The sequence below is a fragment of the Stenotrophomonas sp. 22LJNL06-5-1 genome (assembly GCF_056861455.1).
Window position 1 is genome coordinate 129946 of sequence record NZ_JBSPUE010000005.1, and the last position, 14224, is coordinate 144169.

Sequence of the window (14224 nt, forward strand, 5' to 3'; positions counted from 1 at the left end):
AGGCCAGTCAGCCTGCGGCCAGCATGCCGGAGCGGGTGTGGTCGGCGCGTTGATCCCGATCAGTTCCGCGCGGTGGGCGGGCTCAGCGGGTGATCGCGCTGCGGATCGCGCGCAGCTGCTGCTTGACCGCCCGCGCCTGCGCGGCGTCCATGCGCAGCAGCGCCTTCTGCCCGATCGAGCGCGACTGCAGGGTGGGATCGACAAAGCGGTAGCGGCCGCGCTCATCGCGCTGTACCGCCGGAGCCTGGTCCAGTTCCGGGGTCTCCAGCAGATGATCGATCACCGCCACCAGGCGGTCGTTGAAGTACCCGTCGGGCCGGCCCAGATCCACATAGGCCTGCTGGATCAGCGGATAGAAGCGCTTGTAGGCGGTAGCCGTTGCCGCCGGGTCCAGCGCGGTGAAGGCCTGCACGTAGGGCGCATAGCGCGCCGCGTTGCTGGCCGCGATGCGTTCGCCACCCTCGCCCGGCTCGACCTGCAGGTTGCCCGGCAGCGGCCGCGCGGCCAGCGCGGTCGGCGGCACGCTGGGCTTGTCCAGGTTGTCGACCTGGGTGACCAGGCGCTGGATCAGATGATCGCGCAGCAGCAGGGTCAGCGGACCTTCGCCCTGGAACAGCTGGCTCAATGCGCCCCAGGCCGCGGCATCGCTGTCAGCCAGCTTCGGCAGCGCCGGATCGGCTGCGGCCTCGGTATCCAGCGGATGCCTGATCGGCGGCGGTGCTGGCGCGGGTTCTGCGGCCGCCTGCGGTTGTGGCGGTGCGCCGGTACTGGCAGGGGTTGATTGCACCGGCACCGAGACACCGTCGGCCAGGCTCTTCAGCTGATCGCGGAACAACCAACCGCCCGCGCCACCGATCACCACTACACCCAACACCCACGGCCATACCGCCTTTCCACTCTGCATGATGCAGCACCTCGTTTCACACGCATGGAGAAGGTGTGACCCCACCAATTCCAACGGGTTCCCCACCTGTTCCGCTGCCGTTCGGGTTCGGGCCTGCACCAGAACCGCGCTCACGCCTGCTTTGCACGCCCCGCGCGACGCTGTGGGCCTTGTCCTGTGGAGGCACTGCCATGCAGTACGCGCTGTATTACTGGACCGGCATCCAGGGCCGTGGCGAGTTCGTGCGCCTGGCGCTGGAAGATGCCGGCGCCGACTACATCGACATGGCGCGGGTGCACGGCGATGCAGTGATGCAGCCGTTTCTCGATGGCAGCAGTGAAGGTGCGCAGCCCTTCGCGCCGCCGTTCCTGAAGGCGGGCCGCCAGGTCATCGCGCAGGTCGCGGCCATCCTGGATTTCCTCGGCCCGACGCTGGACCTGGTGCCGCAGGCGGCCTCGCGGCGGGTGCAGGCGCTGCAATTGCAGCTGACCATCGCTGATCTGGTGGCCGAGGTGCACGACACCCATCATCCGATCGCTGCATCGAAGTACTACGAAGAGCAGAAGACCGAATCCAAGGCTCGTGCCGCGTCACTGCGCAGCGAGCGGCTGCCGAAGTTCCTCGGCTACTTCGAGCAGGTGCTGGCCGCCAACGGTGGCCGCCACGCACTGCGTGAGCACTCGTATGTGGATCTGTCGCTGTTCCAACTGCTGAGCGGGCTGGATTACATGTTCCCGCGCCGCATGCAGGCACTCAGCCCCACCCTGCCCCTGCTGCGTGCGCTGCAGGAGCGAGTGGCGAAGCGGCCCAACATCGCCGCCTATCTGGGCTCGGAGCGGCGGCTGGCGTTCAACACCAACGGCATCTTCCGCCACTACCCGGAACTGGACGCCGAACGGTAGTGCCGGCCGCTGGCCGGCAACCACATGATGCGTCTGCAGCCCACCGCGTTGCCGGCCAGCGGCCGGCACTACCGTGGGGTCAGCTGTTTTCACCCAGCGGTTGCAACGGCTGCTTCTGCAGCGACAACAACCCCAGCAGCAACGCCAGTGCCACGTAGGCGCCAGCGAACTGCCAGCTGATGATGCGCGCCAGGCCGTCCAGGTCCCACGGCAGGTAGATGCCGCCGCGCGGGTCCACCGAGTGGATCAGGCCGAACAGGGTCAACACCGCCGCCACCAGCAGGAAGCCGCACGCGCGACGCAGGCGGCCATCGACCATCGCCGCCACCGCCGAGATCCACAGCATCGAGGTGATGATGAAGCCGTTGCCGAGGGTGAAGATCACGGCCAGCTCGGGCAGGCCGTGGCCATCCAGTTTGGTCAGCAGCTGAGGCAGCTGGTCCGGCGCGATCCAGCCGGGTGCCTTGATCGCCAGCAGGTACGCCACTGACGGCAGGAAGCCGAACACCATCGCGCCGGTATGGTGACGCGGCGTGGCCTGGAAGGCCTGGGTGGTGATGTCGATGGCCACGTACACGATGATCGGTGCCAGCACCGCCAGCGGCAGCCACTGCACCAGCCCGGAGATGATGCCGAGCATGCCGCCGATGCCGACGAACAGGCCGGTCAGCAGCGTGTAGCCGCTGCGCGCACCCATGTGCTTGTAGGCCGGCTGGCCGATGTACGGCGTGGTCTGCGCAACGCCACCACAGACACCGGCCACCAGCGTGGCCACCGCTTCCACCAGCAGGATGTCGCGGGTGCGGTAATCATCGCCGGCCGCACGTGCACTTTCAGAGACGTTGATGCCACCGACCACCATCAGCAGGCCGAACGGCAGCAGCAGCGGCAGGTAGGTCATCGCGGTGGGCAGGCCGTCGAGGAAGCCCAGCGTCGGCAGCGGCAGCACCACCTGCGGCGGCACCCACGCCGGCACATGGAAGCCCGGTGCGCCCAGCCCGGCCAGGCCGAGGCCGTAATACAGCACGGTGCCGAACACGAAGGCCAGCAGCACACCCGGGCCACGCACCGGCAGCTTGCCTTTGGCGATCAGCACATACAGCAGCAGGCCCAGCGTGGTGAAGCCGACCAGCGGCGAGCGCAGCGTTTCCAGCAGCGGCAGCAGGCCCATCAGCACCAGCGCGATGCCGGCAATGGAGCCCAGCAGCGCGGCACGCGGCAGCGCGCGGGTGACCGCTTCGCCGAAGAACGACAGCACGAATTTGAGCACGCCCATGATGACCAGCGCGGCCATGCCCAGCTGCCAGGTGGCGATGCCCGCCGCGTGCGGGTCCATGCCCTGCTGCTTGAAGGCGATGAAGGCCGGGCCGAGCACCAGCAGGGCCATGCCGATGCTGGTCGGTGCATCCAGGCCGAGCGGCATGGCGGTGACATCGTCGCGGCCGGTACGCGCGGCCAGCCGGCGCGCCATCAGGGTGTACAGCAGGTTGCCGACCAGTACGCCGAAGGCGGTGCCGGGGAACATGCGGCCGAAGACCACGTCGGCGGGGAACTGGAAGATCCCGACCAGGGCCATGGCGATGAAGCCGAGGATGGAGAGGTTGTCGACGACCAGGCCGAAGAAGCCGTTGAAGTCGCCGGCGACGAACCAGCGACGCGGTGCGGCGGAAGCGGGAGCGGACATGGAAGGGGCGGTGGGGGTGGGGACCGCCGATGGTAGGCCCAGCGGGGCCAGCGCGCCAATTCCGTCGTGGAATGATGGGTTCCAGCCAACGACGGGGCCCCTCGTGGCTGGGTTTGTCGCGGACAGCGGACCTCAGGGGGTGGGCCGGGCGGGTAGGCTGCGCAGGGGCGTGAGCCGCATGGATGCGGCGACCGAGCTTACAGGGACGTACTTGCAGCGACCCCTGCGCAGCCTACCCGCCCGGCCCCTGACAGTTTCCTGCGCGTGCCAGCCACGGAAGAGAATCAAAAGATCAAAAGCAAAGGCAGGCTCTCTTTGTAGAGCCGAGCCCATGCTCGGCTGCCGTACGCGAAACCTCCGAGCCGAGCATGGCTCGGCTCTACAGAAGATCATTCCGATCATTCTTTCGTTCATCCACGCATGGCGTGGACCTACCGTGTCGACCAAGGTCGACACCCATCAGGCACCGGCCATGCCATTCCGACAGATCGCAGAAATCTGTCGAAGGCGGGGTGGGTCCGGTTGCGGGGGTGTCCGCGGCACGGATGCCGCGGCCAAGCCCCCAGGGACGGGTTTACGGCGTCCCCCGCAACCGGACCCGCCCTGCCATCCCACGGAATGCCCGCTGTTGCTGTTGCTTCGGTTGTTGCTGTTGCTTCGGCTGTTGCATTGGCCTCTGCGGGTGCAGGGCGCAGCCCTGCATCGACCAACCCCCTACTTCTTCAGGAAATTATCCACCAGCAGATGCTTCACGTCGTCGAAGCGGCCGTTCAACACCGCCTTGGCGGCGTACAACGCCGTACCGGCCACCTGCTTGGCCTCGATCTGCGGTGGCATCACCAGCTCCGCGCGGCTGGTATGCACGTCCAGCAGCGCCGGGCCGCGCTGGGACAGGAAGTCCAGCACCGCTTCCTCCAGGTCCTCGCTGCGCGTCACCGTGCGGCCGTGGAAGCCGATCACCTCGGCCAGGCGGCCGAAGTCCGGGTTCCTCAGGTCGGTGTAGTTGTCCAACAGCCCCTCCACCTTCTGCTCCAGCTCGACGAAGTTCAGCGAGCCGTTGTTGAACACCACCACCTTGATCGGCAGGTTTTCCTGCACCGCGGTCAGCAGGTCGCCCAGCAGCATCGCCAGGCCACCATCGCCGGACAGCGAGATCACCTGACGGCCAGGGAACGCCTTCTGCAACCCCAGCGCCTGCGGCATCGCGTTGGCCATCGTGCCGTGCAGCAGGCTGGTCAACGTGCGGCGGCGGCCATTCACCTGGATATGCCGCAGCACCCACACCATCGGCGAACCACCGTCAGCGGTGAACAGCGCATCGTCGCTGGCATGCTTCGAGAGCAGCGCGGTCAGGTGCTGCGGATGGATCAGCTCGCCCTCACCGGGCTGCTCTTCCTTCTCGCGCTTTTTCAGTGCCTTGTCACGACGCTCGATGCATTCATCCAGGAAGCTGCTGTCCTCCCGCGGCGGCAGCATCGGCAGCAAGGCATCCAGCGTCGGCGCGATGTCACCGACCACCCCCAGGTTCACCGGGTGACGGCGGCCAAGGTGGCTGCCGTCGCGGTCGACCTGGATGATCGTGGCCTTGTCCGGGTAGAACTGCCCCCAGGCGAAATCGGCGCCGAGCAGCAGCAGCGTGTCGCACTCCATCAGCGTGTGGAAGCCGGACTCGATGCCGAAGATGCCGGTCATGCCCATGTTGTACGGGTTGTCCGGTTCGACGAAGTCCTTGGCGCGCGAGGTGTGCGCGATCGGAGCCTGCAGGCGCCGGGCCAGCTCCAGCAGCTGCGTGTGTGCGCCCTGGCAACCGGCACCAGCGTAGACACCGATGCGCTTGCCCTGTCCCAGCAGCTCAGCGATGCGCTGCAGTTCGGCGTCGGAAGGACGCAGCACCGGCTGGGTGTAGTGCACCGAGAACGGCACATCGTGCTTCACTTCAGCCTGGCTGATATCGGCCGGCAGGATCACCACCGCCACGCCGCGGCGGCTGATCGCGGCCTGGCATGCCAGCGTGACCACGCGACGGGCCTGCTCGGCGCTGTGCACCTGCTCGCAGAACACCGAACAACTGGCGTACACCGCCTTGAAGTCCACTTCCTGCGGGAATTCCATGCCCAGCTCACTGGTCACCACCTGGCTGGCGATCAGCACCATCGGCGCACGGTTGCGGTTGCTCTCGAACACGCCGTTGATGAAATGCAGGCTGCCAGGCCCACAGGAACCGGCGCAGGCGGTCAGTTCGCCGCTCACCAGCGAATCGGCGCCGGCAGCGAATGCTGCTACTTCCTCATGCCGCACATGCACCCAGGCGATCTCGCTGCCATGCATCGCATCGGTCACATGGTTGAGCGTATCGCCCACGATGCCGTAGCAACGGCGGACACCGGCCTGCTGCAGGGCGTCCACCACGATTTCGGCCACGCGCTTGCTCATCGGATACATCCTCGAACGGGGGAATATCCGAGGCTAGACCCGATGAAGTGATGCCTCCGCAAAAAAGGGGACGGAGGGAATTAAGTCGTATGTGCCACAAACGACTTAATTCCCTCCGTCCCCTTTTCTCAATCGTTGACGTTGATCCAGCCCAGCACCTCGCCCTGCTTCGGGTTGCGGTAGCGCAGCTTCACCCAGCCGTCCTGTTCATCCAGCAGTTCCACGCGGTCGCCCTGCACCAGGTAACGCTTGGTGCTGGACGCGCCAGGCCGATCGAACAGGAACAGGCGCGCGGGTACCACGGTGGCCTGCTGGCCACGCAGCGGTCCATCCGGCGGTGCGCCCAGGCCATCGGCAATGGCACTTTCCAGCACACGGCCGGCGGGATCATAGGTGCGCCAGACCGCCAGCGGGCCCTGCTCGTCGGTCTGTCCCCAATGCAGCGCGGCATTCAACGTATCACCCAGCATCAGCACGCTCTCGGCGCGGTACAGATAGAGTTTCGCGCCAGCAAACCGATACTGGTCGGTGTACCACATCGGGCCGCTGCGGCAGTTGCTGGTCAGGGTGCGGCTCGGACGGTCGACACTCAGCCCCATCAGGTCACCGCAACTGTCCTTGCCGTGGGTGTCGGCCTGCAGCGCGCGGAAACCCGCACTGGCCGGATCGAAGCGGTACACCGCCACCGCTTCGTTGACCATGCCCACCGATGCACGCGCAATCAGTTCCGGGTAGCCATCGAAATCGATGTCCTCCAGACCCCATTGCGAATTGCCGTCGGCATCGGCCGCGCCCGCCAGCGTCTGGCGCTTGCCCGACGGTGACAGCTGCACCGCGATGCTGCCGTCCTGCTGGGGATCGGCATGCGCCTGCACATGCGCGGCCACCTGGAAGCGCAGCGTTTCGCCGTCGTCCCCACCCGCCTGCGCCGTCGGTGCCAGCACGCCGGCCAACACCAGGCCCAGCATGCATTCCCTGTAGTTCATTACTGCTCCCTGCGGCACCGCGGCGGCACCTTCAACTCAGAACGATACCTCGACCGGCTGCCGCGACCACAGCACCGATTGATGCTTGGTCTGCTGCTTCCACGCCAGGCGGATCGCTTCGATATCTGCGCGGCGCTGCGGGGTGTCCTCGTGCAGCACCACCAGCACCTTGGTGCGCAGGCGGTTGGGCGAGGCATCGCCGCGGAACAGCCACTGGCCGTAGGCATCGAACACGGTCAGGCCATCCGGGAAGCGCGGGGTCACTTCCTTGTCCAGGAAGGTGCGCCATTGCGCGTCGCTGATGGTGTCGGCCTGCGGGCGGTTGCCGGCGCCCTGCTCCTCGCCCACGCCGAAGTACAGCTCGCTGCGCACCCAGCCATGGCCGGCGGACGGGCGTGCGGCATCACCCTTCAGTTCGGCGGTGGTGGCCGTGGCATAGGCGCTGGGCGCCTGCGAAGAGAGGCTGGCGCAGCCGCTGGTGGCCAGCAGCACGGCGAAGACGAGGCCAAGGTGTTTCATCGGTACAGCTCCGGGGAAGGGGGGACAAGGCGAGCCGGCAGCGTACAGCGCCACCGGCCCGGCGTGCTGATGCCAACCGGGCATCAGCTCATGCCGGACCGGCAGGGGCTTGCATCGGCACCGGCCATCACGCGAAGATAATATATCGCTTCATCCGGATGGATGTAAGTGAAACTATCTCCCCCCTTCCCGTCGTCGTTGTTGCTGGAGCCCCCATGTCCATCCGCCTGCCCGCGTCGCCGCTCGGCCTCGCCATCGCCCTCGCGCTTTCCTCCGCCGCCGTCCCGGCCCTGGCCCAGGACGCCACCAACCTGGACACGGTGATCGTCACCGGCACCCGTGCTGCCGACCGCACCGTGCTCGAATCCACCTCGCCGGTGGACGTGCTCACCGCCGAGGACATCCGCAAGGCCGGCGTGGTCAACGGTGAACTGGGCAGCGCGCTGCAGGCACTGCTGCCGTCGTTCAACTTCCCGCGCCAGTCCAACTCCGGCGGCGCCGACCATGTGCGCGCGGCACAGCTGCGCGGCCTGTCGCCGGACCAGGTGCTGGTGCTGGTCAATGGCAAGCGCCGCCACCACACCGCGCTGGTCAACACCGACAGCAAGATCGGCAAGGGCACCACCCCGGTCGATTTCAATTCGATCCCGGTCAGCGCGATCAAGCGCATCGAAGTGCTGCGTGATGGCGCCGGTGCGCTGTATGGCTCGGATGCGGTGGCCGGTGTGATCAACGTGATCCTGGACAACGGCGGTGACGGTGGCGAGATCGAGGCCAGCTACGGTGCCAACCACACCGACCTCAAGCCGATCGGCCGCACTCTCACCGATGGCCAGACCGGCAACATCAGCGCCAAGGTCGGCACCTCGCTGGGCGAGGACGGTGGCTTCCTGCGCGTGGGCCTGGAGTACAAGCACCGCAACGGCACCAACCGCGCCGGCTTCGACCAGATTCCGCCGTGGGACCAGACCCCGGGCAATCTGGCGCTGCAGGGCAAGCGCAACTACGTGCTGGGCGATGGCAAGAGCAAGGACATCAACCTGTGGCTGAACACCGAGATCCCGGTGGGCCAGACCTCGACGTTCTACGCGTTCGGCACCTTCAACCAGCGCGATACCGAAGGCGCGAACTACTTCCGCTACCCCGATGGCGATGCCAACTGGAAGGAGGTCTATCCGAACGGTTACCGGCCGATCTCCGAAGGCGAGAACCGCGACGTGCAGGCCGTAGCCGGCGTGCGTGGACAGTGGGGCGAATGGAGCTACGACGGCAGCCTGGATTACGGCCAGAACGACTTCACCTACCGCCTGCGTGATTCACTCAACGCCTCGCTGGGCCCGACCAGCCCGACCCGCTTCAAGACCGCCGACTACGAATACGCACAGACCGTGGGCAACCTCGACCTGAGCCGCGTGTTCACCCAGAGCGACAGCATCAGCCACACCCTGGGCCTGGGCGTGGAAGCGCGCCATGAGCGCTACCAGACCCGTCCCGGCGACCCGGCCAGCTATGCCGCCGGCCCGTACACCGACCGACCGACGGGCTCGCAGGCCGGTGGCGGCCTGACCCCGCAGGACGCGGCGCGCCTGTCGCGCGACGTGGCCAGCGCGTACGCCAGCCTGTCCAGCCAGTTCGGCGAGAAGTTCTCCACCGACCTGGCCGCGCGCTACGAGCACAACGACGATTTCGGCGGTGAACTCACCGGCAAGCTCGGCCTGCGCTACGAATTCACCCCGGCGTTCGCGTTGCGCGGCGCGATCTCCAACAACTTCCGCGCACCGTCGCTGGCACAGATCGGCTACGAATCCACCTCCACCGGCTACAACGCCGGCGGCCAGCTGGTGCAGGGTCGCCTGCTGTCGGTCAACAATCCGATCGCGCGTGGCCTGGGTGCGCAGAACCTGAAGCCGGAGAAGTCGATCAACACCTCGCTGGGCTTCACCAGCCGCATCGGCGAACATTTCGACTTGTCGCTGGACTTCTTCCAGATCGACATCGACGACCGCATCGCGCTGTCGGAGAGCATCACCGGCGATGCGCTGACCGACTACGTGGCCGCCAACTACGGCGTCACTGGCCTGCAGAGCGCCAGCTTCTTCGTCAACGCAGCCGATACCCGCACCCGTGGCGCCGAGCTGGTGAGCAACTGGCGCCAGTCGCTGGGCGATGGCCAGCTGCTGCTGACCGGCACCTATGCGTACACCAAGACCACGCTGAAGAACGTGCTGGCCACGCCGGCACAGCTGCGCGCGCTGAACCCGGACTACGTGCTGTTCGGCATCGAAGAGACCAACACGCTTACCGATGCCACCCCGCGTACGCGCGGCAGTTTCTCGGCCGCATGGAGCAACGACCACTGGTCGCTGAGCACCCGCGTGAACCGCTACGGCAGCGCCACCCGCGTGTTCAACTTCGGTGACGGCTATATCCCCCGCCAGACCTACCAGGCCGAGTGGCAGCTGGATGCAGAAGTGGAGTACCGCATCACCCCGCAGTGGAGCGTGGCCATCGGCGGGCAGAACCTGACCGACAACTACCCGGATCGATCCAACAGCGATATCCACTACTTCGGCAACCTGCCGTACGACGTGTTGTCGCCGATCGGCAGCAACGGCGCGTACTACTACGGCCGCGTCCGCTATACGTTCTGATTGCTCTGGGTGGGTGCAGATCTGCTTTTGGGTGGGTGCAGATCTGCTTTGGGTGGGTGCGGACCGTTGGTCCGCACTACCTGAGCTCGATGCAGGCTGAACTGCCATGCCGACCAACGGTCGGCACCCACCGAAGCAGGGCCGTAGCCTGCCCTCGACCCCACGTACACGCCCACGCTGGCAAGCTGGGCGTCATGGCTGAACCGCTCCCCCTGCGTCCGCCACCGCCATTGCTGGACGACGCCTGCGCGTTGTTCCTCGATGTCGACGGCACCCTGATCGAATTCGCTGCACGCCCGGATGCCGTGCAGCTGCTGCCGGATGTGCGTGAAGCCATCGGCCGCATCAGCGACCGCCTGGAAGGTGCCGTGGCACTGGTCAGTGGTCGCCCGCTTGAACAGCTAGATCAACTGTTCGCGCCTTTGAAGCTGCCCGCCGCCGGCCTGCATGGCCACGAACTGCGTGGCGAGGATGGTCGTGTGCTGCGCGACGAACACGACGACGACACCGCCGAGTGGCTGCACGCGCTGCACCAGCAGGCGATGCGCTTTGCCCATGGGCATCCCGGCGTGCTGGTGGAAGACAAGGGCGTCGGCCTGGCCCTGCACTGGCGCGGCGCGCCGCATGCCGCCAGCGATGTCCGCGCCTTCGCCGACCGCCACGTGCGTGGTCGTGCCAGCTACCGCCTGCAACCTGGCGACCATGTGGTCGAGTTCGTGCCCGTCGGCACCGACAAGGGCCGTGCCGTGCGGCGGATGATGCAGTACCTGCCCTTCCGTGGCCGCCTGCCGGTATTCCTCGGTGACGACCTCACCGATGAATTCGGCTTCGACGCTGCCAACGGCCAGCATGGCTGGAGTGTGCTGGTGGGCGAACGTGAACCCAGCAAGGCGGTGTTCGCGCTGCCCGACATACGCAGCGTGCACGCCTGGCTGCGTGAGAATGCCTATTGACCCGGCCACCCCACGGCCGCAACCGAGATGTACCGCGTGATGACCCAACCCGATCTTGATCTGGGCGTGGTCGGCAACGGCAGCTTCGGCGCCCTGGTCGACAAACGTGCCCGCGTTGTCTGGAGCTGCCTGCCCACCTTCGATGGCGACCCCACCTTCTGTGCCCTGCTCGGCCCCAACCAGCAGACCGGTGGCGACTTCGCCATCGAGCTGGAGGACTTCGCGAGCAGCGAGCAGGAATACCTGACCAACACCGCGATCCTGCGCACCGTGCTGCGCGACACGCACGGTGGCGAACTGGAAATCCTCGATTTCGCCCCCCGCTGGCGCCAGAACGACCGCTTCTATCGCCCGGTCAGCCTGATCCGCCAGGTGCGTCCGCTGGCCGGCAGTCCACGCATCACCGTGCGTGCGCGACCACTGGCGGACTGGGGCGCACGTGTGCCCGAGTCCACCTGGGGCAGCAACCATGTGCGCTGGATCCTGCCCGAGCATGTGCTGCGGCTGACCACCGACGTGCCGGTGCGCTTCGTACGCGATGGCCTGCCGTTCGTACTCAACCATCCCATCCACCTGATCCTCGGCGTGGATGAATCGCTCAATCGTTCGATCAGCGGCTACGTGCAGGAAGCTTTCCAACGCACCCGCGATTACTGGCGCGAATGGGTGCGCTACCTGTCCATTCCGCTGGAATGGCAGGACGCGGTGATCCGCAGTGCGATTACCCTGAAGCTGTGCCAGTACGAAGACAGCGGCGCGATCATCGCGGCAATGACCACTTCCATTCCGGAAGCCCCCGGCAGCGTGCGCAACTGGGACTACCGCTACTGCTGGCTGCGCGATGCGGCGTTCGTAGTGCGTGCGCTGAACCGTCTGGGCGCAACGCGCACAATGGAACAGTTCCTCGGCTACATCTTCAACCTGGCCACCACCGACGGCACGCTGCAGCCGCTGTATGGCATCGGCTTCGAGGCCAAGCTGGACGAGGATGAGGTCCCCAGCCTGTCCGGCTACCGTGGCATGGGCCCGGTGCGGCGCGGCAACCTGGCCTGGGTGCAGCGCCAGCACGATGTCTACGGCAGCGTGGTGCTGGCGTCCACGCAGCTGTTCTTCGACCGGCGCCTGCAGGACCCGGGTGATGCGCATACCTTCGCCCGCCTGGAACCCTTGGGCGAACAGGCGTTCGCCCTGCACGACGTACCCGACGCCGGCCTGTGGGAATTCCGCGGCCGCACCGAAGTGCACACCTACACCAGCGCGATGTGCTGGGCCGCGTGTGACCGCCTGTGCAAGATCGCCGTGCGCCTGAAGCGTGATGACCGCGCGCGCTACTGGCGCGAGCGCGCCGACACCATCCACGCCCGCATCATGGCCGAATCCTGGAACGAGGAGCTGGGCCACTTCACCGATACCTTCGGTGGCCATCGCCTGGATGCCTCGTTGCTGCTGCTGGCCGACATCGGCTTCATCGACGCGCTGGACGCACGCTTCGTCGCCACCGTCGACGCCATCGGGCGCGACCTCAAGCATGGCAATTCGCTGTACCGCTATGTCGCGCCGGATGACTTCGGTGAACCGGAAACCAGCTTCACCATCTGTACCTTCTGGTACATCGACGCGCTGGCCGCCATCGGGCGCATGGATGAGGCGCGCGAAATGTTCGAACTGTTGTTGAAGCAGCGCAATCACCTGGGCCTGCTGTCGGAGGATCTGGCCTTCGACACTGGCGAAGCCTGGGGCAATTTCCCGCAGACCTATTCGCACGTCGGCCTGATCACCGCCGCGATGCGCCTGTCGCGGTCCTGGCAGGAGGCATCGTGAGTCGTCTGGTGGTGGTTTCAAACCGCGTGGCCGTACCGGGCGAGAACCGCGCCGGTGGCCTAGCGGTGGGCCTGCTGGCCGCGTTGAAGGAACGCGGCGGGATGTGGTTCGGCTGGAGCGGCAAGAGCGTGCGCGACGGCAGCGGTACGCTGCACACGCAGAAGGACGGTGACATCGAGTTCGTCACGCTGGACCTGAGCAAGCGCGAGGTGGATGGCTACTACAACGGCTTCGCCAACCGCACGTTGTGGCCGCTGCTGCATTTCCGTCTTGATCTGGTCGACTACGACCGTGGCACCCGCGAGACCTACCACAAGGTCAACGCGCTGTTCGCCGACAAGCTCGCGCCGCTGCTGCGCGAGGACGACATCGTCTGGATCCACGACTATCACCTGATCCCGCTCGGCGCGCTGCTGCGCGAGCGTGGCATCGGCTGTCGCATCGGTTTCTTCCTGCACATCCCGATGCCGTCGGCCGACCTGCTGCAGGCGATGCCCGACCACCTGCGGCTGTTTTCCGCGCTGTATGCCTACGATCTGGTCGGCTTCCAGACCCAGCGCGACGCCGATCGCTTCCAGACCTACCTGCGCCTGTTCGGTGGTGGCCGCGTGCTCGACAACGGCGAGCTGGAAGCACCGGGCGGGCGCCGCTTCCGCGCGGCGGCTTTCCCGATCGGCATCGACACCGAGCTGATCGCACGCCAGGCCGGCACCGCCGCGACCAAGGCTGCGGTGAAGAACCTGCGCAACAGCCTGCGTGACCGCCAGCTGGCGATCGGCGTCGACCGCCTGGATTATTCCAAGGGCCTGCCCGAGCGCTTCCTCGGCTTCGAACGGTATCTTGAGCGCCATCCCGACCAGCGCGGTTCGCTGACCTACCTGCAGATCGCCCCGGTCTCGCGCGGCGATGTCACCGAGTACCGGCAGCTGCGCAGCCAGCTGGAACAGATCGCCGGGCACATCAACGGTGGCCACGCCGAACCGGACTGGACGCCGCTGCGCTACGTCAACCAGAACTTCACCCATGCCACCCTGACCGGTTTCTACCGGGCGGCAGCGGTCGGCCTGGTCACGCCGCTGCGCGATGGCATGAACCTGGTGGCCAAGGAGTACGTGGCCTCGCAGGACCCGGAAGACCCCGGCGTGCTGGTGCTGTCGCTGCTGGCTGGCGCCGCCGACGAACTCAAGCAGGCGCTGCTGGTGAACCCGCACGACCTGGATGGCGTGGCCGACGCGATCGCCACGGCGGCGACGATGTCGCTGCGCAGGCGCAAGGAACGCTGGCACGCGATGATGGATCACCTGCGCACCTACGACATCAACCACTGGCGCCGCAGCTACCTGGACGCACTCGAAGGCTGAGGGAAAAAGGGGACGGAGGGGATTAAGTCGT

The 14224-nt window shown here is 66.7% G+C and carries 10 protein-coding genes; 5 read left to right on the plus strand and 5 right to left on the minus strand.

Annotation, left to right across the window (positions count from 1 at the left end):
* Positions 1–82: 82 nt before the first annotated feature.
* Entirely contained in the window at positions 83–904 is an 822-nt protein-coding gene (locus AC13GF_RS12485; RefSeq protein WP_483004812.1) for a DUF3014 domain-containing protein, read from the minus strand.
* A 170-nt stretch (positions 905–1074) separates the two neighbouring features.
* On the opposite strand from AC13GF_RS12485, the gene AC13GF_RS12490 reads away from it, so the two are divergent.
* Positions 1075–1785 carry a glutathione S-transferase gene (locus AC13GF_RS12490; protein WP_483004813.1) on the plus strand — a complete coding sequence of 237 codons (711 nt, stop codon included), beginning with the start codon at positions 1075–1077 and terminating at the stop codon, positions 1783–1785.
* Between the two features lie 79 nt (positions 1786–1864).
* Here AC13GF_RS12490 and AC13GF_RS12495 read toward each other — a convergent pair whose 3' ends face one another.
* The 4 genes from AC13GF_RS12495 to AC13GF_RS12510 all read right to left on the minus strand — a co-directional run bounded on the left by AC13GF_RS12495 (position 1865) and on the right by AC13GF_RS12510 (position 7407).
* Entirely contained in the window at positions 1865–3469 is a 1605-nt protein-coding gene (locus tag AC13GF_RS12495) for a SulP family inorganic anion transporter (RefSeq protein ID WP_483004814.1), read from the minus strand.
* 714 nt (positions 3470–4183) lie between these two features.
* The gene (locus AC13GF_RS12500) at positions 4184–5902 is read right to left on the minus strand and encodes a thiamine pyrophosphate-dependent enzyme (protein ID WP_483004815.1); all 1719 of its coding nucleotides are present in this window, start codon (positions 5900–5902) and stop codon (positions 4184–4186) included.
* A gap of 128 nt (positions 5903–6030) precedes the next feature.
* Complete coding sequence (locus AC13GF_RS12505) at positions 6031–6888, minus strand: XAC2610-related protein (RefSeq protein WP_483004816.1); 858 nt, start codon at positions 6886–6888, stop codon at positions 6031–6033.
* Positions 6889–6924: 36 nt separating this feature from the next.
* The gene (locus AC13GF_RS12510) at positions 6925–7407 is read right to left on the minus strand and encodes a DUF3574 domain-containing protein (RefSeq protein ID WP_253078786.1); all 483 of its coding nucleotides are present in this window, start codon (positions 7405–7407) and stop codon (positions 6925–6927) included.
* A 215-nt stretch (positions 7408–7622) separates the two neighbouring features.
* On the opposite strand from AC13GF_RS12510, the gene AC13GF_RS12515 reads away from it, so the two are divergent.
* From AC13GF_RS12515 to otsA, 4 genes are all read left to right on the plus strand, one after another.
* Entirely contained in the window at positions 7623–10058 is a 2436-nt protein-coding gene (locus AC13GF_RS12515) for a TonB-dependent receptor plug domain-containing protein (RefSeq protein WP_483004817.1), read from the plus strand.
* 194 nt (positions 10059–10252) lie between these two features.
* Complete coding sequence (gene otsB, locus AC13GF_RS12520; RefSeq protein WP_032128814.1) at positions 10253–11011, plus strand: trehalose-phosphatase; 759 nt, start codon at positions 10253–10255, stop codon at positions 11009–11011.
* Positions 11012–11050: 39 nt separating this feature from the next.
* A complete protein-coding gene (locus AC13GF_RS12525; protein WP_483004818.1) occupies positions 11051–12832 on the plus strand; it encodes a glycoside hydrolase family 15 protein in 1782 nt (593 codons plus the stop codon).
* Positions 12829–14193 carry an alpha,alpha-trehalose-phosphate synthase (UDP-forming) gene (gene otsA / locus AC13GF_RS12530; RefSeq protein ID WP_107431558.1) on the plus strand — a complete coding sequence of 455 codons (1365 nt, stop codon included), beginning with the start codon at positions 12829–12831 and terminating at the stop codon, positions 14191–14193. The genes AC13GF_RS12525 and otsA overlap by 4 nt, the downstream gene beginning before the upstream one ends.
* The last annotated feature ends 31 nt before the right edge of the window (positions 14194–14224 follow it).

Excerpts from the sequence above, each read along its gene's own strand:
- AC13GF_RS12485 (WP_483004812.1), bottom strand. The coding sequence starts at position 904 with ATGCAGAGTGGAAAGGCGGTATGGCCGTGGGTGTTGGGTGTAGTGGTG.
- AC13GF_RS12490 (WP_483004813.1), top strand. The coding sequence starts at position 1,075 with ATGCAGTACGCGCTGTATTACTGGACCGGCATCCAGGGCCGTGGCGAG.
- AC13GF_RS12495 (WP_483004814.1), bottom strand. The coding sequence starts at position 3,469 with ATGTCCGCTCCCGCTTCCGCCGCACCGCGTCGCTGGTTCGTCGCCGGC.
- AC13GF_RS12500 (WP_483004815.1), bottom strand. The coding sequence starts at position 5,902 with ATGAGCAAGCGCGTGGCCGAAATCGTGGTGGACGCCCTGCAGCAGGCC.
- AC13GF_RS12505 (WP_483004816.1), bottom strand. The coding sequence starts at position 6,888 with ATGAACTACAGGGAATGCATGCTGGGCCTGGTGTTGGCCGGCGTGCTG.
- AC13GF_RS12510 (WP_253078786.1), bottom strand. The coding sequence starts at position 7,407 with ATGAAACACCTTGGCCTCGTCTTCGCCGTGCTGCTGGCCACCAGCGGC.
- AC13GF_RS12515 (WP_483004817.1), top strand. The coding sequence starts at position 7,623 with ATGTCCATCCGCCTGCCCGCGTCGCCGCTCGGCCTCGCCATCGCCCTC.
- otsB (WP_032128814.1), top strand. The coding sequence starts at position 10,253 with ATGGCTGAACCGCTCCCCCTGCGTCCGCCACCGCCATTGCTGGACGAC.
- AC13GF_RS12525 (WP_483004818.1), top strand. The coding sequence starts at position 11,051 with ATGACCCAACCCGATCTTGATCTGGGCGTGGTCGGCAACGGCAGCTTC.